The 21,753-nt window shown below is 75.0% G+C and carries 18 protein-coding genes; 7 read left to right on the top strand and 11 right to left on the bottom strand.

Translation table 11 applies throughout. From position 1 onward, the window contains the following. Positions 1–26: 26 nt before the first annotated feature. On the bottom strand, positions 27–713 hold the full coding sequence (locus tag D7M15_RS29260; RefSeq protein WP_240649497.1) for an MSCRAMM family adhesin SdrC: 687 nt from the start codon (positions 711–713) through the stop codon (positions 27–29). A 517-nt stretch (positions 714–1,230) separates the two neighbouring features. On the opposite strand from D7M15_RS29260, the gene D7M15_RS26080 reads away from it, so the two are divergent. Continuing rightward, complete coding sequence (locus tag D7M15_RS26080) at positions 1,231–1,656, top strand: OsmC family protein (protein WP_121519734.1); 426 nt, start codon at positions 1,231–1,233, stop codon at positions 1,654–1,656. Positions 1,657–1,774: 118 nt separating this feature from the next. Here D7M15_RS26080 and D7M15_RS26075 read toward each other — a convergent pair whose 3' ends face one another. From D7M15_RS26075 to D7M15_RS26050, 6 genes are all read right to left on the bottom strand, one after another. After that, a complete protein-coding gene (locus D7M15_RS26075) occupies positions 1,775–2,842 on the bottom strand; it encodes a hypothetical protein (protein ID WP_121519733.1) in 1,068 nt (355 codons plus the stop codon). A gap of 184 nt (positions 2,843–3,026) precedes the next feature. After that, positions 3,027–4,304, bottom strand: a complete 1,278-nt coding sequence (locus D7M15_RS26070) for a TRAP transporter large permease subunit (protein WP_121519732.1) — start codon at positions 4,302–4,304, stop codon at positions 3,027–3,029. A 6-nt stretch (positions 4,305–4,310) separates the two neighbouring features. Next, positions 4,311–5,012 (bottom strand): hypothetical protein, encoded by a 702-nt coding sequence (locus D7M15_RS26065; RefSeq protein WP_240649743.1) that lies wholly within the window; start codon positions 5,010–5,012, stop codon positions 4,311–4,313. Positions 5,013–5,017: 5 nt separating this feature from the next. Further along, positions 5,018–7,225 carry a hydantoinase/oxoprolinase family protein gene (locus tag D7M15_RS26060; RefSeq protein WP_121519731.1) on the bottom strand — a complete coding sequence of 736 codons (2,208 nt, stop codon included), beginning with the start codon at positions 7,223–7,225 and terminating at the stop codon, positions 5,018–5,020. 109 nt (positions 7,226–7,334) lie between these two features. Next, positions 7,335–8,963: an FAD-dependent oxidoreductase gene (locus tag D7M15_RS26055; RefSeq protein WP_121519730.1), complete on the bottom strand. Its 1,629-nt coding sequence runs from the start codon at positions 8,961–8,963 to the stop codon at positions 7,335–7,337. Between the two features lie 103 nt (positions 8,964–9,066). Continuing rightward, positions 9,067–10,158, bottom strand: coding sequence for a LacI family DNA-binding transcriptional regulator (locus D7M15_RS26050; RefSeq protein WP_121519729.1), 1,092 nt, complete (start codon positions 10,156–10,158; stop codon positions 9,067–9,069). A 212-nt stretch (positions 10,159–10,370) separates the two neighbouring features. Between D7M15_RS26050 and D7M15_RS26045 the strand changes: the two genes are divergently transcribed. Then, positions 10,371–11,237: a DNA-formamidopyrimidine glycosylase family protein gene (locus tag D7M15_RS26045; RefSeq protein ID WP_121519728.1), complete on the top strand. Its 867-nt coding sequence runs from the start codon at positions 10,371–10,373 to the stop codon at positions 11,235–11,237. 108 nt (positions 11,238–11,345) lie between these two features. Here the strand turns inward: D7M15_RS26045 and D7M15_RS26040 are convergent, their stop codons facing one another. Next, a complete protein-coding gene (locus tag D7M15_RS26040; RefSeq protein WP_121519727.1) occupies positions 11,346–11,906 on the bottom strand; it encodes a dihydrofolate reductase family protein in 561 nt (186 codons plus the stop codon). Positions 11,907–12,053: 147 nt separating this feature from the next. Then, on the bottom strand, positions 12,054–12,719 hold the full coding sequence (locus D7M15_RS26035; protein ID WP_121519726.1) for a TetR/AcrR family transcriptional regulator: 666 nt from the start codon (positions 12,717–12,719) through the stop codon (positions 12,054–12,056). A 150-nt stretch (positions 12,720–12,869) separates the two neighbouring features. Between D7M15_RS26035 and D7M15_RS26030 the strand changes: the two genes are divergently transcribed. Further along, a complete protein-coding gene (locus D7M15_RS26030; protein WP_121519725.1) occupies positions 12,870–14,336 on the top strand; it encodes an MFS transporter in 1,467 nt (488 codons plus the stop codon). A 29-nt stretch (positions 14,337–14,365) separates the two neighbouring features. Here the strand turns inward: D7M15_RS26030 and D7M15_RS26025 are convergent, their stop codons facing one another. Both D7M15_RS26025 and D7M15_RS26020 read right to left on the bottom strand, forming a co-directional pair. Further along, positions 14,366–16,108, bottom strand: coding sequence for a pyruvate dehydrogenase (locus tag D7M15_RS26025; protein ID WP_121519724.1), 1,743 nt, complete (start codon positions 16,106–16,108; stop codon positions 14,366–14,368). Between the two features lie 157 nt (positions 16,109–16,265). Beyond that, positions 16,266–16,682 carry a hypothetical protein gene (locus D7M15_RS26020; RefSeq protein ID WP_121519723.1) on the bottom strand — a complete coding sequence of 139 codons (417 nt, stop codon included), beginning with the start codon at positions 16,680–16,682 and terminating at the stop codon, positions 16,266–16,268. Positions 16,683–17,026: 344 nt separating this feature from the next. Here D7M15_RS26020 and D7M15_RS26015 point away from each other — a divergent pair, with 344 nt between their 5' ends. The 4 genes from D7M15_RS26015 (at position 17,027) to D7M15_RS26000 (ending at position 21,736) form a co-directional block, all read left to right on the top strand. Continuing rightward, entirely contained in the window at positions 17,027–18,211 is a 1,185-nt protein-coding gene (locus tag D7M15_RS26015; RefSeq protein WP_121519722.1) for a hypothetical protein, read from the top strand. 321 nt (positions 18,212–18,532) lie between these two features. Continuing rightward, positions 18,533–19,888: an erythromycin esterase family protein gene (locus D7M15_RS26010; RefSeq protein WP_121519721.1), complete on the top strand. Its 1,356-nt coding sequence runs from the start codon at positions 18,533–18,535 to the stop codon at positions 19,886–19,888. Positions 19,889–20,054: 166 nt separating this feature from the next. Then, the gene (locus D7M15_RS26005; protein ID WP_121519720.1) at positions 20,055–21,389 is read left to right on the top strand and encodes an NAD(P)/FAD-dependent oxidoreductase; all 1,335 of its coding nucleotides are present in this window, start codon (positions 20,055–20,057) and stop codon (positions 21,387–21,389) included. Positions 21,390–21,460: 71 nt separating this feature from the next. Next, entirely contained in the window at positions 21,461–21,736 is a 276-nt protein-coding gene (locus D7M15_RS26000) for a glutaredoxin domain-containing protein (RefSeq protein ID WP_121519719.1), read from the top strand. The last annotated feature ends 17 nt before the right edge of the window (positions 21,737–21,753 follow it).

The raw sequence follows: 21,753 nt of genomic DNA, 5'->3' as shown, positions 1-21,753 counted from the left end.
CCATGCCCGCTCCCCGCGCCCCGGGCTCAACTCCCGCTCGGGGCCAGCTGCTCGGCCAGCGCGACCGCCACGAAACCGGAGCCGAGCACGGCCGTCGCGAGCCGCGTACGGCCTCGGCGGCTGAGCACGATGGCGGTGCCGGACAGGATCAGCGCGACGCCGTAGAGGGCGACGGTCAGCAGCGACGGCGTGTCCCGGAGCCGGACGACGAGCACCGCGCCGACGGCCGCCATCACCACGCCGGAAGTCACGGCGCGGACCTGGCGCGCCTGACGGGGCGTCATGCCCGGTCTGGGCTCGGGCTCGCCCGCGTCGTCGAGCGCCTCGTCGGGCCCGTACGCGTCCTCGTCGTCGTACTCCGCGTCGCCGTCGCTGTCCGGGTCGTCCACGTATCCGGCGTCGGCCTCCTCGCCGGGGTCGGCGTCGGGGTCCGGGTCGGCCTCGGGGTCGAGGTCCGCGTGCGTGTCCAGTTCGGCCTCGCGGTCCCGTCCCGCGTCGGGCCCGGCACCCGCGCCGTCGGGCGCGGCGCCCTGGACGGGCGCGGCGGCCGCCTTGGCCGGTGCGGGCGGGGACTCCGCGTCCGACCGCGCGGGCTTCGCGGTGTCCGCGACGGCGGCGACCGCCGCGCCCCCGGCCGTACCGCCGCCTCCGCCGCCGTCCGTGCCGCTTCCCGCGTCCGCGCCGTCGCCTTCTGCGTCACCGAGTGCCGTCATCGGCGTTCCTCACCTTCATCCCCCGAGTACATCCCCGAGCACGAGCCATGGTCCGCGAGGTTACCGTCCGTCGCCACCCTCCGTACCGCCGCCCCGGCCGGTGCGCGCCCGCCGCCGTACGCGCCGGGCGGAAGCGGCGGCCGTACGGTGACCCCGGCCAACGCCCCGCGTGTGGCGGCGACTCGGCGTACGGGGGGGGCGAACGCCGTGTCGGCCCCTGAGCGCGGGGACGGTGGTGCCGGCGGCCGGGCAGGCGTACCCGGAAGGGTGCCCCACCGGGGGCACCCGTACCCGGGAGCGGCGGGCCGGGAGCCGAAACCACCGCCGCGTCCCGGCACTTGACCGCGTATCCGGAATCGTCCGCCCGGCATCGCGTGTCCGACTTGGGACGACCGTCCGGGTACGGCGGGCACCGCGTGCCGCTCCTCACGCGCCCGCGGCGCGTCACGCCGTGCGCCGCGACGCCGGGAGAGGCAGGATCGACCCTGTAACCCGTTCATACGCAGGAGGGAAACGCATGGCCACCACACGTACGGCACACACGGTATGGCGCGGCAACCTGATGGAGGGCGCGGGCACCGTCTCGTTCGACTCGTCCGGCATCGGGGACCAGGCCGTCTCGTGGCCCGCCCGCTCGGCCGAGCCGAACGGCAAGACCAGCCCCGAGGAACTGATCGCCGCCGCGCACTCCAGCTGCTTCTCCATGGCGCTGTCCAACGGCCTGAACAGCGCGGGCAATCCGCCCACCCGCCTCACCACGCAGGCCGAGGTCACGTTCCAGCCGGGCACCGGCATCACCGGCATCCACCTCACCGTCGAGGGTGAGGTGCCGGGTCTGGACGAGGCCGGGTTCACCTCGGCCGCCGAGGACGCGAAGACGAACTGCCCGGTGAGCCAGGCGCTTTCGGGTACGACGATCACGCTCTCCGCGAAGCTCGCCTGACCCGCTCCGGTCCGCCGCGGCCCCGCCCAGGGCCACGGCGGACCGGGCGACCGTACGGGCCCGGCGCCGCGCGGCGCCGGGCCCGTACGCGTCACCCCGGCCGCGCGGGCCCGTAGGCTCAGGCGCGCCCACGGGCGACGGCGATGCTGCCCTTCAGCCGCTCCCCCGCCTCGTACACCATGTACGGCACGCCGTGGTCGGTGCCGAACGCCGGTGCCGCCGCGCGGCCGTTCTCCGGCGCCGCCGACCCGGAGTCGTAGAAGACGCCGAGGTGGTTCCGCTGGGAGAAGTCGTCGCCCAGCTCGGTGATCAGGATGTTGCCGCCGCTGCCCTTGTCGGTGTGGTAGACGACGTAGGTGCTGCCGTCGCGGTGCAGCAGGTGCCCGGCGCTGACGTTGACGGCGCCGACGTCGGAGTGGCGGATCAGCGGCTCCGCCGAGAAGGACCACTCCCGCCCGTCCGGGGACCAGCCCCAGCCCACGTCGCGGTGGTCGGTGCTGCGGTTGACCATGAACGTCATCACGTAGCGGGCGCCGCGCGCGGGGAGGTCGTGCCGGAACACGCGCGCGTACGACGTCTCCGTGGCGTCCGGCTGGTCGGCGGTGGTGAGCACCGTCCGGTCGTACGTGAAGTGGATGCCGTCCTGGGAACGGGCCAGCCGCGTCGTGTCGTTCTCGCCGTGGAAGTAGAGCCACAGCTCCTTCACGTCGTCGTTCCACAGCACGTGCGGCGAGGAGACGTGGCTGACCTTGTAGTGCGGCTGCCACTCGTTCCGCACCAGGGGGTTGCCCGCGTACTCGGTGAACGGGCCCTCCAGCGAGTCCCCGTAGGCGAGGCAGATGCCGCCGGGGGCGTCGTGGGGCGCGTAGTAGAGGTAGTAGCGGCCGAGGGGGTCGGGGAGGCGGTCGTAGACGCCGCGTACGCACGGGAAGATGATCTCGCCCGTCGGGTTGTACGTGAGGTCGCCGGGCGTGAGCAGGGTGCGCGCGTACGTGTAGTCGGGGAAGCCGCCGGGGGCGGCGGCAGCGGTCGGCGCGGCGGGCCCGGAAGGCGCCGCGGACGCGGCTCCGGCGGCGCCGCCCGCGGCCAGCACGGCGGGTACGGCCGCGGCGGCGCGCAGCAGGGTGCGGCGGCGCACGGGGTCGGGGGCGGGGTCCCCGGAGGGGTACGGGTACGGCTCCGGCATGGCGTTTCTCCTTCACTCGGGGGCGCGTTGGCCCTGCGTGGTGGTGCGGGAGCGGCACAGGGGTTCAGGACGTCACCTTGTGTCGTGGGCGTGCGTGGGGGAGGTGGAACGGGCCGCCGTGGGGCGGGAGTTCGGGCGTGAGCGGGAGTTCGGACGGAGCGCGGGTCGAGGCGGGAGCGGGGCCTCAGACGTACAGCGCGGCGGTGACGCACAGCCCGCCGAGGGCGACGCACCAGACGTACGGCAGCGTCCGCACCATCACCTGCTGCGGTGACACGCCGGAGTACTGCGCGCTCCACACCGTCTGGGTGCTGGTCGGGTCGGAGACGCCGAGCACCTGGTTGTAGGAGGTGGTCAGGCCGAGGACGGCCATCGCCGGGTAGATGCCGGTGGCGATGAGGACACCGGCGATGCCCGCGCCGAGGCCGTAGACGTTGAGCGGGCCGCGGTAGAGGCAGAGCGGCACGAGCAGCGTGAACAGCAGCACGAACAGCACCTGGTTCTGCGGGCTGACGGCCTTCACCAGCGGCTCCAACGCCTCGACGGCGCCCGGCAGTTGGACGGCAGTGAGCAGCACGCCGATCGCGACGAACAGCGCGATCGGGGGCGCCGCGACCTCGAAGCCCGCGTAGAGGGTGCGCAGCAGCCGGGCGTTCATCTCGCGCGGCCGGGTCGTGGTGACCAGGGCGTAGAGCACGCCCGCGAGCATGGACGGGATGATCGCCAGCTCGAAGCCGAGCGCGAGGACCATCGGCACGGCGGGCGTGAACAGCGCGTACCAGGGCGCGTCCCCGAGCCTGCGCGCGCGGCTGTCGCGTTTCTCCGGCGCCCGCAGCGACCAGGCGTGCTCGACGCCCTTGCGGCGGGACTCCACGAGCACGAACAGCACCGCGAAGAAGAGGGCGAACGGGAACAGCTTCAGCATGAAGCCGCGCACCGTCGACACCTCCAGGTCCAGCGCCGTGGAGAAGAACTGCCACACCGGCAGCTCGAACGGCATGCCCGCCGCGATGCCCATGAGGATCGTGCCCGCCGCCGTGATCTTGGGGATGCCGACGGCGACCATCGCGGGGATACCGATGATCCCGGCGAGCATGGCGGCCGGTGCCGAGCCCGTGACCGTACCGACGAGCAGGGACACGCCCAGCACGCCGAGCGCGACGACGGTGGGGCGGTCGCCGCCGAACTCGACGATCTTCCGTACGAGCGTGCTCGCGATGCCCGTCTCGTCCAGCAGCTTGCCGAGCCAGGAGCCCAGCAGGATGGCGACCATGGTGGACGCCAGCATCACGGAGCCCTCCTGGAGGACGCTGTCCATGAGGCTGTGCTCGCCGGTCAGCGGCGCGTCGGCGACCAGCGCGACGGCCACGCCGAGCAGCACGAGGGCGAAGGCGGTGGGCAGTTTGCGGCTGAGCATGGCGGCGACACCGGCCGCCATGATCACCAGGATGACGAGGCCCATCGGGGCTCACCCCTCTCCGGGGACGGTGGGTGCTCTGTGGTCCGTACGGTGCCGCGTGCCGCCCCGTGGCCCGTCCGGGCGGAGGGCGCGGCTCAGCGCGGCGGTCAGCAGCAGCGGGCTGCGGCCGAGGCCGCAGGTAGCGCGGGCGTAGGCGTGCGCGGCGAGTTCGTCGGCTCCGGCGACGTGCCCGGCGAGCCGGTACGGGCCGAGGCGGAGCACCGTGTGCCCCAACGCCCGCCGCAGCGCGGCCTTCCGCTCCTTCGCGTGCAGGCGGCAGTGGGCCGCCTCGTGGGCGAGGGCGGCGGCGCGTACGGAGCCCGCCGGGTACCAGTCGCGCCAGCCGAGCGCGTCGATCAGCTCCTCGGCGTACGCGACGGAGTCGGTGTACAGCTCGACGGCCGCCGGGCGCGAGGTGTAGCGGGCGAGCAGTAGGCGTTCGGGGTCCAGCCCGCCGGTGCGTTCCACGACGCGCGGCCCGACGCCGTCCCCCGGGGGGCCGTCCCCCACGGCGCCGTCGCCCGTGGCGAGCCCGGCGCCGAACTCCTCGGCGGCGCGCGCCCAGTGGGCCAGCAGCGCCGGGTCGCGCCCCTCGTGCGTGGGCGTCGCGGCCAGCAGCCGTACGCCGAACTCCCGGTCGTCCAGGGCCGCGAGCCGCGCGCAGTCCGCGCGCACCTCGGCCGCCGGGCCCGTACGCGGGCCCCGTGCCACGGCCGTCACGACCGCACCTCCACCACGGCCACGACCGGCTCGTCGGCGGGCCGCGCCCGCAGTTCGCTGCGGGCCAGGGCGAGCAGCGGCTCCGCCTCCAGCACGCCCGACAGGTCCGCGATGCGCGAGCCGAGGAGCAGCCGCAGGGCGGGCGCCCGTACGCCGCCGTCGCCGTACGACGTCGTCTCCCGTACGAGGCGCGCCAGCCGCTCCGGCGCGCTCCCGACCGTCGTCGTCTCGATCCGGGCGTCGGGCGCGTGCAGCCGTACGACGCCGTCCGCGTCGACGACCCGCACCGGGTGCCGGGTGCCGCGCGGGAAGCGGCGGCGGGCCTCGGTGCCGTAGACGGTGTGCGCGTCGGTCTCGGCCAGCACCCGCACCGCGCCCGGGTCGGTCTTGAGACTGGCGGCGGCGGTGCGCAGCCGCTCGTCGGCGTCGGCGCGGTGGGCGCGGTCCTGGGTGCGCAGCTCGGTGGCGCCGGTGGCGACGGCCCGTACGGTGCTGGTCTGCGGGTCGACGGTCACCTCCACCTCGACGCCCGAGGGCTCGGCGCCCTGGGCGACGACGGCGCTCTCGGCCTCGTTCCGTACGGCGAGGATCTGCTCCTGCGTGGCGCCGGGGATGAGGCGCTCGACCTGTTCGCGTACGAGCGCCAGGGCGACGCCGATCGGGCTGATCACCTCCGCGTGCTCGGCGATCCGGCCGGTCAGCCCGGTCACCGCGGCCAGGTGCGGGGTGACGGCGGCGGCGCCGCCCCCGCCGCCGACGAGGACGACGGTGTCGCGGTCGAGCCGGTAGTCGCGGACCATCGCGTCGACCACCTCCCGTACGGCCGCGGTGCCCGCGTCGAGGACCTGCGTGGCGGCGCCCGCGACGTCCGTGCCGAGGGCCGCCGCGAGCGGCGCCAGCGCGGCGCGGGCCACGGCCGGGTCGCAGCGCGCGAAGTCGGTCTCGCCGACGCGGCCGAGGGCGTTGGCGGCGCAGGTGAGGGTGAGCGCGTACCGGCCGCCCGCCGCCTCCAGCACCACGTGGTCCGCCGGGTCGCCGGCCATGGGGGCGACGGTCTCCAGCCGGGCGTCGCGCAGGTCGTCGAGGGTGGCGAAGCAGGCGTACGGCAGTCCGGCGATGTGCGCGCTGCGCGGCCCGACGCCGATGACGCGCGGCCCGGCGCCGCCCGCGCGGGCGGCGCCGCCCCGGGACCGGCCGAGGCGCGCGAGGCGGCCGACGGCCCGGCCGCCCGTGCCGATCCGCACCATGGAGCCGCCGCCGACGCCGACGGTCCGCACGTCCAGCGCGGAGAGGTACGAGCCCTTGCCGAGCACGGTGGCGTGCCGTACGGCGACCTTGCCGCGCCGGATCACGCTGACGTCCGTGGACGTGCCGCCGGTCTCCAGGAACACGCCCTCGCTGACCCGTTCCTGCATGAGCGCCCCCGCGACGCCCGCCGCCGGGCCGGACAGCACGGTGAGCAGGGGACGGCGGCGCATCTCGTCGAGGGACATCACGCCGCCGTCGCAGCGCATCACCATCAGCGGCGCAGTGACCCCGGCCTTGGTGATGGAGGCGTCCACGAGGTCGGCGGTGGCCAGCATCCGGGGCAGGATCGCGGCGTTGACGGCGGCCGTACGGGTCCGCTTGTGCAGCCCGTAGAGCGAGGTGATCTCGTGCGCGGCGGTCGTGGGCATGCCGTACGCGCGGCCCGCCGCGACCACGGCGTCCTCGCCCTCCGCCAGGTCGACGCTGAACGGCTCGCTGGCGACGAGCACTTCGGCGCCCGCGTCCCGCAGCTCCTCGACGGCGGCCCGTACGGCGGCCGCGTCCGCCGGGTCGTCGACGTGGGCGTAGCGCAGCGGGAACCGCTTGCCGGGGGTGAGGGGAAGTTTGCCGAGCGCGGCGAGCCGCCGGGTGAGGGTGGCGCCGGGGCCGGTGCCGATGCCGACGAGGCCGACGGTGGCGACGTCGCCCTCCAGCAGCGCGTTGGTGGCCTGGGTGGTGCCGTGCGCGAGGAAGGCGACCTCCTCGGGGGCGCGGCCGACCTCGGTGAGCAGCCGGTCGAGGGCGTCGACGATGCCGTGCGCGACGCCGTCCGCGTGGTGGTGGCTCGTGGGCACCTTGACCTGGCCGAGGAGTTCGAGGGTGGCGGCGTCGACGGCCACGGCGTCGGTGAAGGTCCCGCCCACGTCGATGCCGACGCGGACGCGTGGGAAGCTCATGATCGTGCACCTCTCTCGTCTTGGTGCGGGGTGCGTGCGGTTGCGGGGATGCGTGCGGGGTGTGGCTGCGGGGTGCCGTCGCGACGCGGGCGCGGGGCCCGTACGGCCGTCAGTAGCCGCGTACGTCCGGCCAGTGCCGCTGCACCCCCTCCCGGTCCAGCAGCCGCGCGAACTCCGCGAAGCGCTTGTCCTCCGCCTGCACCTGCCGCGGCTCCACACCCTCGTCCAGGCAGTGCGCGGCGAGCGCGCCCGCGACCTCGCCGAGGTTCCACTCGACGGGGTGCAGCCGGAAGCAGCCGTTGGTGAGGTGGGTGGTGCCGACGTTCTTGCCGGCGGGCAGCAGGTTCCGTACGCGACGGGGCACGAGCGCGCCCAGCGGGATCTCGAACGGGACGGAGCCGACGTCCACGTAGTTGTCGCCGCCCGTGGAGGGGTGCAGGTCGATGCGGTAGCTGCCGACGCCGACCGCGTCCCGGTGCCGGGTGCCGCCGTACGGCCCGACGAGGTCGATGGCCACGTCGTGCTCGGTGACGGTGGTGACGGCGCGGATGCGGCTCGACTCCCGTACGTACGGCGCCTTCGCCAGCCCGTCGGGCGTACCGGTCACGTCGGGGCGGGGCCGCAGCCCGGGGAAGCCGGTGCCGCCGTCGGCGCGGGGGGCCTCGGTCTGGAGCCAGTACAGGACGGAGCGCGACAGCTCCCGCGCCCCGTCGAGCGCGGCGCGCGCGGTGGCGTCGTCCACGCCCGCGTACGGCTTCAACCAGTAGTCGTTCAGCGGCCAGTTGACGAGCGTGACGTCCGAGTCGAAGGCGCCGGGCCGGTGCAGCCCGCGCGCGAGGATGCGGCGGAAGCCCCACAGCTCCTTGTCCCCGGCGTCGGCGCTCTGGTCGGCGGCGACGTCCAGCGGGTCGGTCTCCGGGTTGGGCACGAACGTGCGCGGGACGGGCTCCAGGCTGCGCGGGTCGGGGGCGAGGAAGCCGAGGAGCGGGCCGGGCCAGAAGTCGGGGCGGTACGCGCGCCAGAAGTCGTACTCCGCCGGCCGGTCCACCGTGTGGTCCTCCCCCTCGTGGTGGGAGAGGGCGAAGCAGACGGTGATGCCCTGCTGGTTCAGCGGGTCGGCGTGCTCGGGCGCGTGCGGCTCGTCGTGCTCGGCGCGCGACTCGGCGCCGTTCACGTGCTCGACCCCGGCGAGTCCGAGGAGTTCGCCGGTCTCGGTGGCGTCCAGGACGTAGCGGGCGGCGACGGTGTGCCGGTCGCCGGTACGGGTGTCGGCGAGGGTGACGGCCCGTACCTCGTCGCCGTCGGACTCGGCGGCCACCGGCCGGTGTTCGGTGAGCAGCACGAGACGGCCGGAGACCAGGTGCGGGGCGAGCATCGCCTCCAGCACGGCGAGCGCGACGCGCGGCTCGTGGCACAGCTTGCTCACGCGGCCCGCGCCCGGGTTCAGCTCGCGCTGGGCCAGCGCCTCGGAACGCAGCGGGTACCACTGCCGGTAGTAGCCCCGGATGCCCTCGCGCAGCGCGCGGTACGACGCGGTCGTGCCGAACTGCTCCACCCACGGGTGCTCGTCGGGCGGGACCGCCTGCGAGGTGAGCTGCCCGCCGATCCAGTCGGTCTCCTCGGTCAGTACGGCGCGGCGGCCCGCGCGGCACACGGCGAGCGCGGCGGCCACGCCGCCGAGCCCTCCGCCCACGATGAGCACGTCGGTGGCGGCCGGGGCGGCTGTCGGACGGGGCATGGATGCGTCTCCCTCTGCGGTGCGGTGGGTGGTGCGGTGGTGCGGTTCGTGCGCGTGACCGGCGTGCGGTGCGGGGGCCCGGCGTGCGGCGGTTGGCGGGCCGCTACGCCGTGCCGGGCGGGGGTGGCGGGGGCGGGCCCGCCGTGGCGCCCGCCCGGAAGGCGCACGCCACGAGCGGGCCGGGCTGCCGCCCGCCACCCCCGGGCTCGCCGCGCTCCGGCTCCCCGCCGCGCGGCTCCTCGGCCAGCGGCTCGCCCGCCATGACGGACACCAGCAGCCGTACGGCCGTCGCCCCCAGCTCCGTACGCGGCACGTCGAACCCGGTCGGCACCGGCCCGCCGACGAGGTCCGCGGGCGGCTCCCCCAGCAGCGCCAGCGACAGGTCGCGCGGCGCCGCCAGCCCGGCCGCCGCCACCGCGTCGAGCAGGGCGCGCCAGGCGCCGCCGGTGTCGGTCTCCTCCGCCACGAAGGCGGTGGCGCCGTCCGCGCGCCAGGCCCGTACGCGCTCCGCCGTCAGCTCCGCGGCCGGGTCCGCCGTACGGAACACCGCCTCGGGTCCGGCGGGCAGCCCGGCGCGTTCGAGGCCGAGCCGGAAGCCGCGTTCGCGGTCGTCGGAGGCGGGCGCGTCGTCGTCCTCGCGGACGAGCACGACGCGGCGGTGCCCGGCGTCCGCGAGGCGGCGTACGACGTCGGCGCTGGCCGAGACGTAGTCGGCGCCGACCCAGGCGAGACCCTCCAGCTCGTCGCGGCGGCCGACGTGCACGGCCGGGTAGCCGTCCTGCACGAGGCGGCGCAGCTCCCGCGCCGGTATGTGGCGGCCGAGGAACAGGCAGCCGTCCGCGAGCCGCACCCGGTCCAGTTGTTCGGGCGTGGTGGCGGCGGGCCCGTGGGCGCTGGACCCGGTGAACAGCACCAGGTCGTAGCCCTGCGCCGCGGCCTCCTGCTCGACCCCGGCGAGCAGTGGGTGGTACGAGTGCCGCGCGTCGGTGGGGAAGGTCGCCGTGAAGCTGAAGACGCCCAGCAGGCTGTTGCGGGCGGTGGCGAGGCTGCGGGCGGCGGGGTCGGGCACGTAGCCGAGGGTGCGCGCGGCCTCCAGAACCCGTTCCCGGGTGGCCTCCTGGATGACGATGCCCTGCTTGTTGCCGCCGAGGACCAGCGACACCGTCGTCTGGGAGACCCCGGCGGCACGTGCCACGTCTGCCTGCCGGGGCCGTCCCCGACGGGTGGCCTGCGGACCGCGCTTGCTGCTCACTCGACTCCTTCCAGGTCACTGCTACTAATACGCATTAGTTCCGGTGTGCGGAAACCAGGGACGGGAGTAATGCGGATTAGCGGACAGAGTGGGCGCGGGAGCGGGGTGCCGTCAAGGGGTGTGACAGGACGGTTTTCAGCCAGCAGACTGGAGGTATGCCCGAACTGCCGGAAGTCGAGGCCCTCCGCGCGTTCCTGGCCGACCGGCTCGACGGCCGGTCCGTCGCCCGCGTACACGCCGTGGCCGTGAACGTCCTCAAGACCTACGACCCGCCGCCCGACGCGCTGGAGGGGCGCGCCTTCACCGGGGTGTCCCGGTACGGCAAGTTCCTCGCCCTGGAGACCGGCGAACTGACCCTCGTGACCCATCTGGCCCGCGCGGGCTGGCTGCGTTGGCAGGACCGCCTGCCGGACGCGCCGCCCCGCCCCGGCAAGGGGCCGCTCGCGCTGCGGCTGCGACTGGCGGACCCGGACGGCGCCGGGTTCGACATGACGGAGGCGGGCACGCAGAAGCGGCTCGCGGTGTACGTCGTACGGGACCCGCTGGAGGTGCCAGGCATCGCGCGGCTCGGGCCGGACCCGCTGGGCGAGGACTTCACGGCGGAGGTCTTCCGCGGTCTGCTGGAGGGTGAACGGCGGCGCCTGAAGGGCGTGTTGCGCGACCAGGGGGTGATCGCCGGGATCGGCAACGCGTACTCGGACGAGATCCTGCACGCCGCCCGCATGTCCCCGTTCAAGATCGCGGGCACGCTCACCGGGGAACAGGCGGACGCGCTGTACGAGGCGCTGGGCACGACCCTGCGCGCCGCCGTCGAGCGTTCGCACGGGGTGGCCGCCGGGCGGCTCAAGGCCGAGAAGCGGAGCGGGCTGCGGGTGCACGGGCGCGCCGGGCAGCCGTGCCCCGTCTGCGGGGACACGGTGCGCGAAGTGTCGTTCAGCGACTCGTCGTTGCAGTACTGCGCGACGTGCCAGACCGGCGGGAAACCGCTCGCGGACCGGCGCATGTCGCGGCTGCTCAAGTAGGCGCGGAGCGGCGCCCGTTCACTCCGCCGCGCCCCGACCGGCCCGCGTACGGCGGCACTCGGGGCGCGGCGCGGACCGCCGGGCGGGGGGGCGCCGGGCGGGGGCCGCTCAGCGCGGCCGGTAGCGCGCGTGGATCAGCCCGCTGGCGAAGGCCCGCTGCTCGACCAGCCGGAGTTCGACCCGTACGCCGTCGGGGAAGAACCGCTTCCCGCCGCCGACCGCGGTCGAGGTGACGAACAGGTGGTACTCGTCCACCAGCCCGGCCGCGATCGCCTGCGCCGCCAGGTTCGGGCCGTCGACGGTCAGGTCGTGCGCGGACTCCGCCTTCAGGCGGCGCACGGCGTCGGGGACGAAGCTCCGCTCGATCCGGGTCCGCCCGCTGGACACCGACTCCAACGTCGTGGAGTAGACGACCTTCTCGGCCGCCTGCCAGTCACGGGCGTACTGCGCGGCGTGCGGGGGCAGTTCGGGCTCCGCGAGCGCGGTCTCCCAGAACAGCATCGTCTCGTACATGCGCCGCCCGTAGAGGTACGTCCCGACGGGCCGGAAGAGGTCGTTGATGTACGTGTGCACCTCCGGGTCGTCGGCGGCGCCGGGGCCGAGGTCGCCCTCCGCCGCCTCGGCGTAGCCGTCGAGCGAGGTGATCATCGAGTAGATGAGCTGTCCCATGGGTCTCCTCCGGGTGGGGCCGGGCGCGTACGGGCACGGCCTCGCGTACGGCGTACGGGCACGCCGTTCGTTCCGTACGCTCCGACTCCCACGGCGCCCGGAACTCATCGGCCGGGCGCCGCGACCCGGGGCGGGGACGGGGCGAGGTCAGTCGCGCGACGGCGCGGCGGGCAGCCACTGCCGGGTGAGCGTGTCCACCTCGGACCTGGTCAGGGGGGCGCCGAGCGCGCCGGTCCCCGGTGACCGGCGGAGCCCGTCGATGAGGAGCCGCATGTAGCGGACGTACGCGTCCGGTCGCACCTCCCGACTGTGGTGGGCGACCTCGCTGACCATCATCAACAGCATCGGGATGTCGCCCGCGGTGACGTCCTCGCGCAACTCCCCCTCCGCGTGCGCGCGTTCGACGAGCTGCCGCACCAGCGGGAAGATCCGTTCGCGGAGCCGCTCGAAGTGCTCCTGGCCGAGGTCGGACCCCAGCATGATGTCGCGCATGCCGCGGTTGGTCGCGTGGATCTCCGCCGCGCGGTGCAGGAAGCGTTCCAGCCCGACCCAGCCGGTCGGCGCCCGGAGAGCCGCCTCGATCTCCGCGACGTGCTCGTCGAGACGCTCCTCGAAGGCGGCCCGCAGCAGGGCGCCCTTCGTCGGGAAGCGGCCGTAGACCGTACCCACGCCCACACCGGCCCGTCGGGCGACGGCGTCGAGCGTGGCCTCGACGCCACGCTCGGCGAACACCTCGCGGGCCGATTCGATGATGCGCTCGCGATTGCGCTGGGCATCGCGCCGCAGCGGACGGCGGGGCTGTTCGCTCGACATGGCCGCCACCTTAGCCAGCACGGAACCGACCGTCGGACGGTGATCTGCGCCACTAAGTCGAGAACCCATCTCGACTTAACGTCCGGACTCCCTAGGATCACCGGTAAGTAGAGATGACACCTCAACTTATGTCGACCCCGAGGAACTCCCATGCGCACAGCAGGCCCCCGCACCGAGCCGGACACCCGTCCCCCCTCCTCCGATCCCGCCGCCCTGCGCCGCTGGGCCCTGGTGGTGCTCGCACTGGCCCAGCTCATGGTCGTGCTCGACGCGACCATCGTGAACGTCGCCCTCCCCTCGACACAGCAGGATCTGGGCTTCTCCGACTCCTCACGGCAGTGGGTGGTGACCGCGTACGCCCTGACGTTCGGCAGTCTGCTGCTGCTCGGCGGACGCCTCTCCGACCTGTTCGGCCGTCGGCGGATGCTCCAGGTCGGCTTCGCGGGCTTCGCCCTGGCCTCCGCCCTCGGCGGGGCGGCCGGCGGCATCGGAACGCTCGTCGCGGCGCGCGCCGCGCAGGGCGCCTTCGCCGCCGTACTCGCTCCGGCCGCCCTCTCCCTGCTGTCCACCACCTTCACCACGCCCGCCGACCGGGCCAGGGCCTTCGGTGTCTACGGCTCGGTGACCGGCTCCGGCAGCGCGATCGGACTGCTGCTCGGCGGCTCGCTGACCGAGTACGCCTCGTGGCGGTGGTGCCTCCTCATCAACGTGGTCTTCGCCGCCGTCGGCCTCGTCGGCGCGGTGGTCAAACTGGAGGAGACGTCCGAGCGGCACCGCGCACCGATGGACTGGCCCGGCGTGGCCACCGCCGCCACGGGACTCGCCTCCGTGGTCTACGGGCTGGGGAACGCCGAGGCGGACGGCTGGAGCGCACCCGGGACGTACGGCTTCCTGTCGGCGGGCGTACTCCTCCTCGTCGGCTTCGTCGCGTGGGAACGCCGCGCCGCCTCACCCCTGCTGCCGATGCGGGTCGTACGCGACCGCACCCGGGGCGGGGCCTATCTGGCGGTCGCCCTGACCGGCAGCGGCATGTTCGGCCTCTTCCTCTTCCTCACCTACTACCTGACCACGGTCCTCGGCCTCAGCCCGCTCCGGACGGGCCTGGCCTTCCTCCCCGCGATCGTCGCCATCATGGTGTCCGCCCTGCTCGTCGGCAGGAGGTTCGTCCCCCGCACGGGGCCGCGCCCCCTCGTCACTCTCGGCGCGCTGGTGGCCGCGTGCGGCATGGCCCACCTGGCCCGGCTCGACCTGCACTCCGACTACGCGACCGGGGTCCTGCCGGGGCTCGTCCTCACCGGGCTGGGCATGGGCCTGGTCTTCTCCCCCACGCAGAACGCGGCCACCTTCGGCGTCCGGCCGCACGACGCGGGGGTCGCCTCGGCGATGGTCAACACCGCCCAGCAGATCGGCGGGGCGACCGGCACGGCCTTCCTCAGCTGGGTCGCCGCCTCGGCGGCCTCCGCTCACACGGAGGGCGGGGCGCCCGGCACACGGACCGCGGCGCTCGCCGCGATCCACGGGTACCAGGCGGCCTTCTGGACGTCCGCGGGACTCTTCGTGGCCTGCGCCCTCGTGTCCGCCGTGACCTTCCGCGGCGGACCGCTCAAGTCCGCCTGAGCGCACGCCCGTTCACGAAAACCCCCGGCTCAGGGGCGCGGGATGTTGCGGAGGTTGGCGCGCGCCAGGTCGAGCATCGTGCCGACGCCGCCGTCCAGCACCGTCCGACCGGCGGCCAGCGCGAAGCCCTTCACCTGCCCGAACGTGATGTGGGACGGCACCGACAGCGCGTTCGGGTCGGTGACCAGCTCGACCAGCGCGGGCCCCGGCCGTTCCAGCGCCTGCGCGAGCGCGTCCCGTACCCCGCCCGGTCGCTCCACCCGCCAGGCGGGGATGCCCATGCCGCGGGCGATCGCGCTGTAGTCGACGGGCGCGTGGTCCGTCTCGTACGCGGGCAGCCCGTCCACCATCATCTCCAGCCGCACCATGCCGAGGGAACCGTTGTTGAACACGACGGTCTTCACCGGCAGTTCGTGCTGCCGGACGGTGAGCAGCTCGCCGAGGAGCATGGCGAGGCCGCCGTCGCCGGAGAGCGCGACGACCTGCCGCGCGGGGTCCGCGAAGGCGGCGCCGATCGCGTGCGGGAGGGCGTTGGCCATGGTGCCGTGGCTGAACGAACCGATCACGCGGCGGCGGCCGTTGGGGGTGAGGTAGCGGGCGGCCCAGACGTTGTTCATGCCGGTGTCGACGGTGAACACGGCGTCGTCGGCGGCGATTTCGTCCAGCACGCTGGCGGCGTACTCGGGGTGGATCGGCGTGTGGTGGTCGACGTTCCGGGTGTACGCGTCGACGGCCGTCGTCAGCGCCCGCTCGTGCTTGCGCAGCATCCCGTCCAGGAAGCGCCGGTCCGTCCTCGGCTCCAGCAGCGGCTGCACCGCGTCGAGCGTGGCGCCGACGTCGCCGTGCACGGCCAGCTCCAGCGGCGTGCGGCGGCCGAGCCGCCGCGCGTCCCGGTCCACCTGCACGGTCCGCGCCTGCGGCAGGAACGCGTCGTACGGGAAGTCCGTACCGAGCATGACCAGCAGGTCCGCGTCGTGCACGGCGTCGTGGCAGGCGCCGTAGCCGAGGAGGCCGATCATCCCGACGTCGTACGGGTTGTCGTACTGCACCCACTCCTTGCCCCGCAACGTGTGCCCCACCGGCGCCTTCAGCGTCTCCGCCAGCCGCATCACCTGCGCGTGCGCGTCGCGGACGCCCGCGCCGCAGAAGAGGGCGACGGTACGCGCCTCGCCGAGCAGGCGGGCCAGCTCCCGCACGGCGTGCGGGGCCGGGGTGACCGTGCCGCAGGCCGGGGTGGGCACCGTACGGCCGGTGGGGTGCGGGGCGGGCCGCTCGCCCACGTCGCCGGGCAGCACCAGCACGGACACGGTGGAGCCGCCGAGCGCGTGCTGCGCGGCGATACGGGCGAGGCGGGGCATCTGCTCGGGCTGCGAGAGGAGTTCGCACCAGTCGGCGGCCTCGCTGAACAGCTTCTCCGGGTGCGTCTCCTGGAAGAAACCGGTGCCGATCTGGGTGGTGGGGATGTGCGAGGCGAGGGCGAGCACGGGGGCGCCGCTGCGGTGGGCGTCGTACAGGCCCTGGACCAGATGGGTGTTCCCCGGCCCGCAGGAGCCCGCGCAGACCGCGAGCCGCCCGGTGATCTGGGCCTCGGCCGCGGCGGCGAAGGCGGCGGCCTCCTCGTTCCGCACGTGCACCCAGGCGAGGGCGCCGTCGGAACGGCGGATGGCGTCGACGAAGGGGTTGAGGCTGTCGCCCACGACGCCGTACACCCGCTGGACACCGGACTGGATGAGGACCTGGACGAGCTGATCGGCGACGTTCGCGGTGGCCATGGCAGCCATCCCCTCGTTCGACTCGTGCCCTCGCCCGGCGGGCGCCGGGCGGCGGGCACGCGCGCCCGGCCCGCGAGGGCGTTCCGCCCCGAGCCTAGGCCGCCCCCGCCGTCCCGGCAGGGCGGCGGGGGCGGGGGCGGGGGCGGGGGCCATGTCGTCAGGGGCGGTCGGCGGCGGCGCCGTCCGCGCCGACCGCGCCGCGCCCGCCGTCCACGGCGACGCGCAGCGCCCACCACACCAGCGGGGCCTGGAGCGGCAGTCGGGCCTGGACGGCGACGCGCAGGGGTGCGGGCTTGTGGCGCCAGTCGTGGGCCATCTTCACGTTGGCCGGGAAGACCGCGACGAAGAAGCCCGCCGCCGCCAGCCCGCCGAGGCGGCGGGTACGGGGGTGGGCGATGGCCGCCGCGAGGCCCAGTTCGACGGCGCCGCTGACGTACGTCCAGGTGCGGGGGTCGCCGGGCAGGGCGCGCGGCACGATGGCGTCGAACGGCTTCGGTACGGCGAGGTGCGCGACGCCCGCTCCGGCGAGCAGGGCGGCCAGACGACCGGCGGTCGGGCGGGGGCGGACGGCCATCGGGGCTCCATCGTGACGGGAGAGTGCGGCAGGGTGCGGAACGGGGAGAGGTGGGGCGCGGGAGGGGTGCAGCGTACGGGTTCGGCGTACGGAGCGCCGCGTACGGTGTGCGCCTGACCTGTGCCGCCACCTCGGGCTACTCAAGGTAACCACGTTCGTCACGCACCACAAGGGACGACCTGCGGGGCTGCCCACCGGGCCCGGCGCCACCCCGGCCCGCGCCCGGAAGCGGAACGTCCACCCGTGTTTCGGCCTCGCCCGAAACACCTACGCCTCCCCCACCGGCGCGCCCTAACGTCGGCGCATCCCCGCACCGCGCGGGGAGCTGATCGGGGGACGACGGCATGACGCGATCTTCACGAACGGGCGGTGCTCCACGACGGCGCGCGGAGCACCCGGCGGCCCGGCGCCGCGCCCGGCTCACGCCGGCGCTCACGGCGGCGCTGGGGGCGGGGGCCCTGGCACTGCCGCTGCTGGCGGGGGCGCCCGCCGCGGCGGGACCCGTTCAGACCGGACCCGTTCAGGCGGGACCCGTAACGGCGGCCGAGGAGGCCCGGCCGAACGACGACCCGGGCCTCCTCCAGGTCTACGACGCCAACGTCGAGAACCTGCCGACGACCGACGAGCGCCCGCCGGAACAGTGCGCGGGCGACTGGCACGACCTCATGTACTACATGCGCACCCAGGAGTTGAAGCCGGACGTCTACCTGGTCCAACAGCTGAGCGACCGGGCGCAGTTGGATCTCCTCCTGGACCGCATGCGGACGCACTTCGGCGAGGAGTACGCGGGCGTGCTCGCGGAGGACGACCCGAAGCCGAAGACGGGCGGCGAGTGCGACGCGTTCAAGAAGCGCCAGACGAACGCCGTGATCTGGCGTACCGACCGGCTGGAACTGGTCAAGTCGGCGTCTCCCGCGAACCGTTGGCAGGCGCAGAACGAGGTCGGCGGCGTGTGCGTGAACAACGACCAGCCGCGTACCAAGGGCGTCAAGGCGCTGCTGCACGACAAGGTCGCGGACCGGACGGTCACGGCGGCGTCGTTCCACTGGCCGACGATGGGGCACGGCGGTGACGCCTGCGCGGACTCCAACACCGGTGAGTTGTCGAACGAGTTGACCGAGGACGGCTACGACAGCGACCCCGCGCACGGTGCCACCGACCTGTACGTGGCGGGTGGCGACACCAACGCGCACGACCGCCGGGACGGCGCGTGGCGCACCTGGTACGAGGCGGCCAACGGGGACCTCGGCGGGAAGTACGGCTTCCGCGACGCCGTGTACGCCCACTGCGCGGCCCAGGCCGACCCGGCCGGGTGCCGGGCGGACCGGTGGACGCTGGAGACGAGCGCCCTGCGGCGCGTCGACTACGTGCTGGCGCGCAAGCCCGGCGGGGCGCTGCCGCGGATCAGCGGCACGGTGGTGCCGACGTTCGCGGACGGCGACCGGGCGGACGAGGAGCTGACCGACGACGGCGACAGTCCGCTCGGCTACTCCGACCACCGCGCCGTGGGAGCCCGCGTCCACTACTGACGCGGCCGCACCGCGCACCACCACCACCGGCCGCCACCGGACCGGCGTACGCGGGACCCCTGACAGGGGGGAGGGGTCCCGCGTACGCCCGCACGCGCCGCCCCCGTCGACGCGCGTCCGCGCCCCCGGGGCGGGCGGGACAGCCGTACGGGGGTGTAAGTACGGGGGCGGGCACCAGCGGGCCGCCCCCGGCGCGCCCCAACGGCCGCCGGGGGCCTCCCGGTTGGCCCGCGTCGACGCGTACGGGAAGGCTGAGTCGAGTTGGCCGCCGACCGGCCCGACCGCCCCCTCACCGCGCACCTGTCTCAGGGAGAGCACACGATGCCCCTCGTCCCACGCCGGACCCTGCTCGCCGCCCTGCCCGCGTCGACACTGGCCGTCCGTACAGGCGGACCGGCCCACGCCGGGAGCCGCCCGCGACCCACCGCACCGCCCGCCGGGCCGGTGCTCGCCGCGCTGTCGCGGGCCGCGCGCCCCCTGCGGTCGGTGGAGCCGCACGGCAACCTCGCCGACCTGCGCCCGCTGGGCGCGGCGATCGGCCGGAGCGCCGTCGTCGGGCTGGGCGAGGCGGCGCACGGCGCGCGCGAGCTGTTCACGCTGAAGCACCGCGTCTTCCGTCACCTGGTCGAGGAGAGGGGCTTCACGACCTTCGCGTTGGAGGTCAGCTGGGTGGCGGGGCTGCGGATCAACGACTACGTGCGACACGGTGTCGGGGAGCCGCAGGCGATCATGGCGGAGGAGTTCGCGGACGGCAAGTGGCCCTGGAACGTACGGGAATACCTGGACCTCCTCACGTGGATGCGCGCGTACAACCTGCGACACCCCCGGCGGCAGGTGCAGTTCATGGGCAACGACATGGCGTACCCGCGTATCGCGGACATCCTGTTCGACCGCGTCCTGGGTTACGTCGCGGAGCATCACCCGGCCTTGCGGCGCGAGTTCGACGGGCTCTACCGCGAACTCCGCGCGCACGCCGACGAGTCGGACTTCCAGGCGCTCCCCCAGCGGGAGCGTCGCCGCCTGGCGCACCAGGCCCGGCACGCCGTCGCCCGGCTGGCGGGACTGCGGCCGGACGGCACGAGACCCGCGTACACGTGGACGGTGCAGCACGCGCGCGTCGTGGCGCAGACCGCGACGCTGCTGTCCCACGACCTCGGGGACGCGGCGCAGATCCCCGAGGCCATGCGCTATCGCGACGAGCTGATGGCGCGCAACACCGCCTGGTGGCACCGGCAGACGGGCCACCGCGTGCTGCTGTCGGCGCACGACGGGCACACGGCGTACGAGACGTACTCGCCCGCGCAGTACCCGGTGACGCAGGGCGCGTACCTGCGGAAGCTGCTCGGCCGCGACTACGTCGGCGTGGGCACGACCTTCGGGCACGGCGCGGCGGTCTTCCCCGACGACGACGGGGTGTGGCGCACCGAACGGTTCGGGCGGCCCGCGCCGGGGAGCAGCGAGGAGACGCTGGACCGGGTGGCCGACGCGGTCGGCGGCCCCGCCTTCCTGCTGGACCCACGGTCCGCGCCCGCCGCGGCCCGCGAGTGGCTGGAGGCGCGGCGCCCCACCCGGTACGTGGGTCCGCCGGGCGACCCGTACCGGCCGTACGGGCTGGCGCGCGGACACGACCTGCTGATCCACGTGCACCGGCTGCGGGCGGCGCGGCCCCTCGTGTAGCGCGCGCGCAGGAGGGAGCACGCCCGCACGCCGCGCGCCGGACCGTGTGTACCGGCCCGCCCCGACGGATACGCGGTACGGGCGACCGCGCGCGGCGCGCCCCACGGTCCGCGCCGCGCGGCTCCCCTGCGACAGGAGGTACCCCGTGGGACGACGCCCGAGGATCGTGATCGTCGGTGGTGGCTTCGCCGGGCACCGGTGCGCGCGCACGCTGTCCCGCCTCGCGCGGGGCGCCGCCGACATCGTGCTGCTCAACCCGCACGACTACTTCCTGTACCTGCCGCTGCTGCCCCAGGTCGCGTCCGGCGCCCTGGACCCGCGCCGGGTCGCGGTGTCGCTGACGGGCACCCTGCCGGGGGTACGGCTCGTGCTCGGGGAGGCCGACGGCGTGGACCTCGACGGGCGGCGCGTCACGTACACCGACCCGGAGGGCGGCCGGTCCACGCTCGCCTACGACCGGCTGGTGCTGACCGTCGGCAGCGTCAACAAGCTGCTGCCCGTCCCCGGCCTCACCGAGCACGCGCACGGCTTCCGCGGCATCCCCGAGGCGCTCTACCTGCGCGACCACCTCACCCGGCAGACCGAGTTGGCCGGTGCGTCCGACGACCCGGCGGAACGGGCCGCGCGCACCACCTTCGTCGTCGTCGGCGCGGGCTACACGGGGACCGAGGTCGCCGCGCAGGGCGTGCGGTTGACCGACGCGCTGGCCCGGGGCAACGCGGGCCTCAACGGCACGTACGCGGGCGCGGCGACGGACGCGGGCGAGCCCGTACGACCGCGCTGGCTGCTGCTGGACATCGCCGAACGCGTCCTGCCCGAACTGGACAGGCGGCTGTCGCGCACCGCGGACCGCGTACTGCGCGCGCGGGGCGTGGACGTCCGTACGGGCACCTCCGTACGGGAGGCCCGGCGGGACGGAGTGCTCCTGGACGACGGGGAGTTCGTGCCGAGCCGGACGCTGGTGTGGTGCGTGGGCGTACGGCCCGACCCGCTGGTGGAGTCCGTGGGGACGCCGACGGAACGGGGGCGGCTGTGCGTCGACGAGTACCTCACGGTGCCCGGCCACCCGGAGGTGTTCGCGTGCGGGGACGCGGCGGCCGTACCGGACCTGACGCGGCCCGGCGAGGTGACACCCATGACCGCGCAGCACGCGCAGCGGCAGGGCGCGGTCGCCGCGCGCAACGTCGCCGCGTCCTGCGGGCGGGGCGAGGCGCGCGCGTACGAGCACCACGACCTGGGCTTCATGGTGGACCTCGGCGGGTTCCAGGCCGCGGCCGACCCGCTGCACGTACCGCTCAGCGGACCGCTGGCGAGCCTCGTGACGCGCGGCTACCACCTGGCGGCGATGCCGGGCAACCGTACGCGGACCGCGGCGGACTGGCTGCTCGACGCCGTACTCCCGCGCCAGGGCGTGCAGTTCGGGCTGGTGCGCTCCGGGTCGGTGCCGCTGGACTCGGCGGCACCGGAACTGGCGCGCGTACCGGCGCCGGGCGGCGGCTGACGTACGACCTAGGCTGGACCCGGGGGCCACGGCGACGACAGCCGGACGCCGGGCCCGACGGAGGGGGAACGATGACGACCGGGAACGACGACGGGGTGGTCGTGTACTGGCGGCCGGGCTGCGTGTTCTGCGCCGCGCTCCTGACCCGCCTGCGCTTCACCAAGCTCCGGTACACCAAGGTGAACATCTGGAAGGACCCGGAGGCGGCGGCGTACGTCCGCTCGGTGGCCGACGGGAACGAGACCGTGCCGACGGTGACCGTGGCCGGGGAGGCGATGGTCAACCCGTCGAGGAAGCGCGTGCTGGAGGCCGTCGCGACCCGCGCGCCGCACCTGCTCCCGGAGTAGCCCCCAGCGCCTGGCAA

The organism is Streptomyces sp. Z26 (assembly GCF_003665095.1).
In the GTDB taxonomy this organism is placed as follows: Bacteria; Actinomycetota; Actinomycetes; order Streptomycetales; family Streptomycetaceae; genus Streptomyces; species Streptomyces phytohabitans.
The sequence above is the reverse complement of the archived record's forward strand: the minus strand, read 5'-3'. Positions and strand labels throughout refer to the sequence as shown.

Coding starts and splice junctions, on each gene's coding strand:
- D7M15_RS26000 (WP_121519719.1), top strand. CDS start 21,461: ATGACGACCGGGAACGACGACGGGGTGGTCGTGTACTGGCGGCCGGGC.
- D7M15_RS26070 (WP_121519732.1), bottom strand. CDS start 4,304: ATGGGCCTCGTCATCCTGGTGATCATGGCGGCCGGTGTCGCCGCCATG.
- D7M15_RS26075 (WP_121519733.1), bottom strand. CDS start 2,842: ATGCCGGAGCCGTACCCGTACCCCTCCGGGGACCCCGCCCCCGACCCC.
- D7M15_RS26015 (WP_121519722.1), top strand. CDS start 17,027: ATGACGCGATCTTCACGAACGGGCGGTGCTCCACGACGGCGCGCGGAG.
- D7M15_RS26060 (WP_121519731.1), bottom strand. CDS start 7,225: ATGAGCTTCCCACGCGTCCGCGTCGGCATCGACGTGGGCGGGACCTTC.
- D7M15_RS26045 (WP_121519728.1), top strand. CDS start 10,371: ATGCCCGAACTGCCGGAAGTCGAGGCCCTCCGCGCGTTCCTGGCCGAC.
- D7M15_RS26055 (WP_121519730.1), bottom strand. CDS start 8,963: ATGCCCCGTCCGACAGCCGCCCCGGCCGCCACCGACGTGCTCATCGTG.
- D7M15_RS26020 (WP_121519723.1), bottom strand. CDS start 16,682: ATGGCCGTCCGCCCCCGCCCGACCGCCGGTCGTCTGGCCGCCCTGCTC.
- D7M15_RS26040 (WP_121519727.1), bottom strand. CDS start 11,906: ATGGGACAGCTCATCTACTCGATGATCACCTCGCTCGACGGCTACGCC.
- D7M15_RS29260 (WP_240649497.1), bottom strand. CDS start 713: ATGACGGCACTCGGTGACGCAGAAGGCGACGGCGCGGACGCGGGAAGC.
- D7M15_RS26035 (WP_121519726.1), bottom strand. CDS start 12,719: ATGTCGAGCGAACAGCCCCGCCGTCCGCTGCGGCGCGATGCCCAGCGC.
- D7M15_RS26080 (WP_121519734.1), top strand. CDS start 1,231: ATGGCCACCACACGTACGGCACACACGGTATGGCGCGGCAACCTGATG.
- D7M15_RS26010 (WP_121519721.1), top strand. CDS start 18,533: ATGCCCCTCGTCCCACGCCGGACCCTGCTCGCCGCCCTGCCCGCGTCG.
- D7M15_RS26030 (WP_121519725.1), top strand. CDS start 12,870: ATGCGCACAGCAGGCCCCCGCACCGAGCCGGACACCCGTCCCCCCTCC.
- D7M15_RS26025 (WP_121519724.1), bottom strand. CDS start 16,108: ATGGCCACCGCGAACGTCGCCGATCAGCTCGTCCAGGTCCTCATCCAG.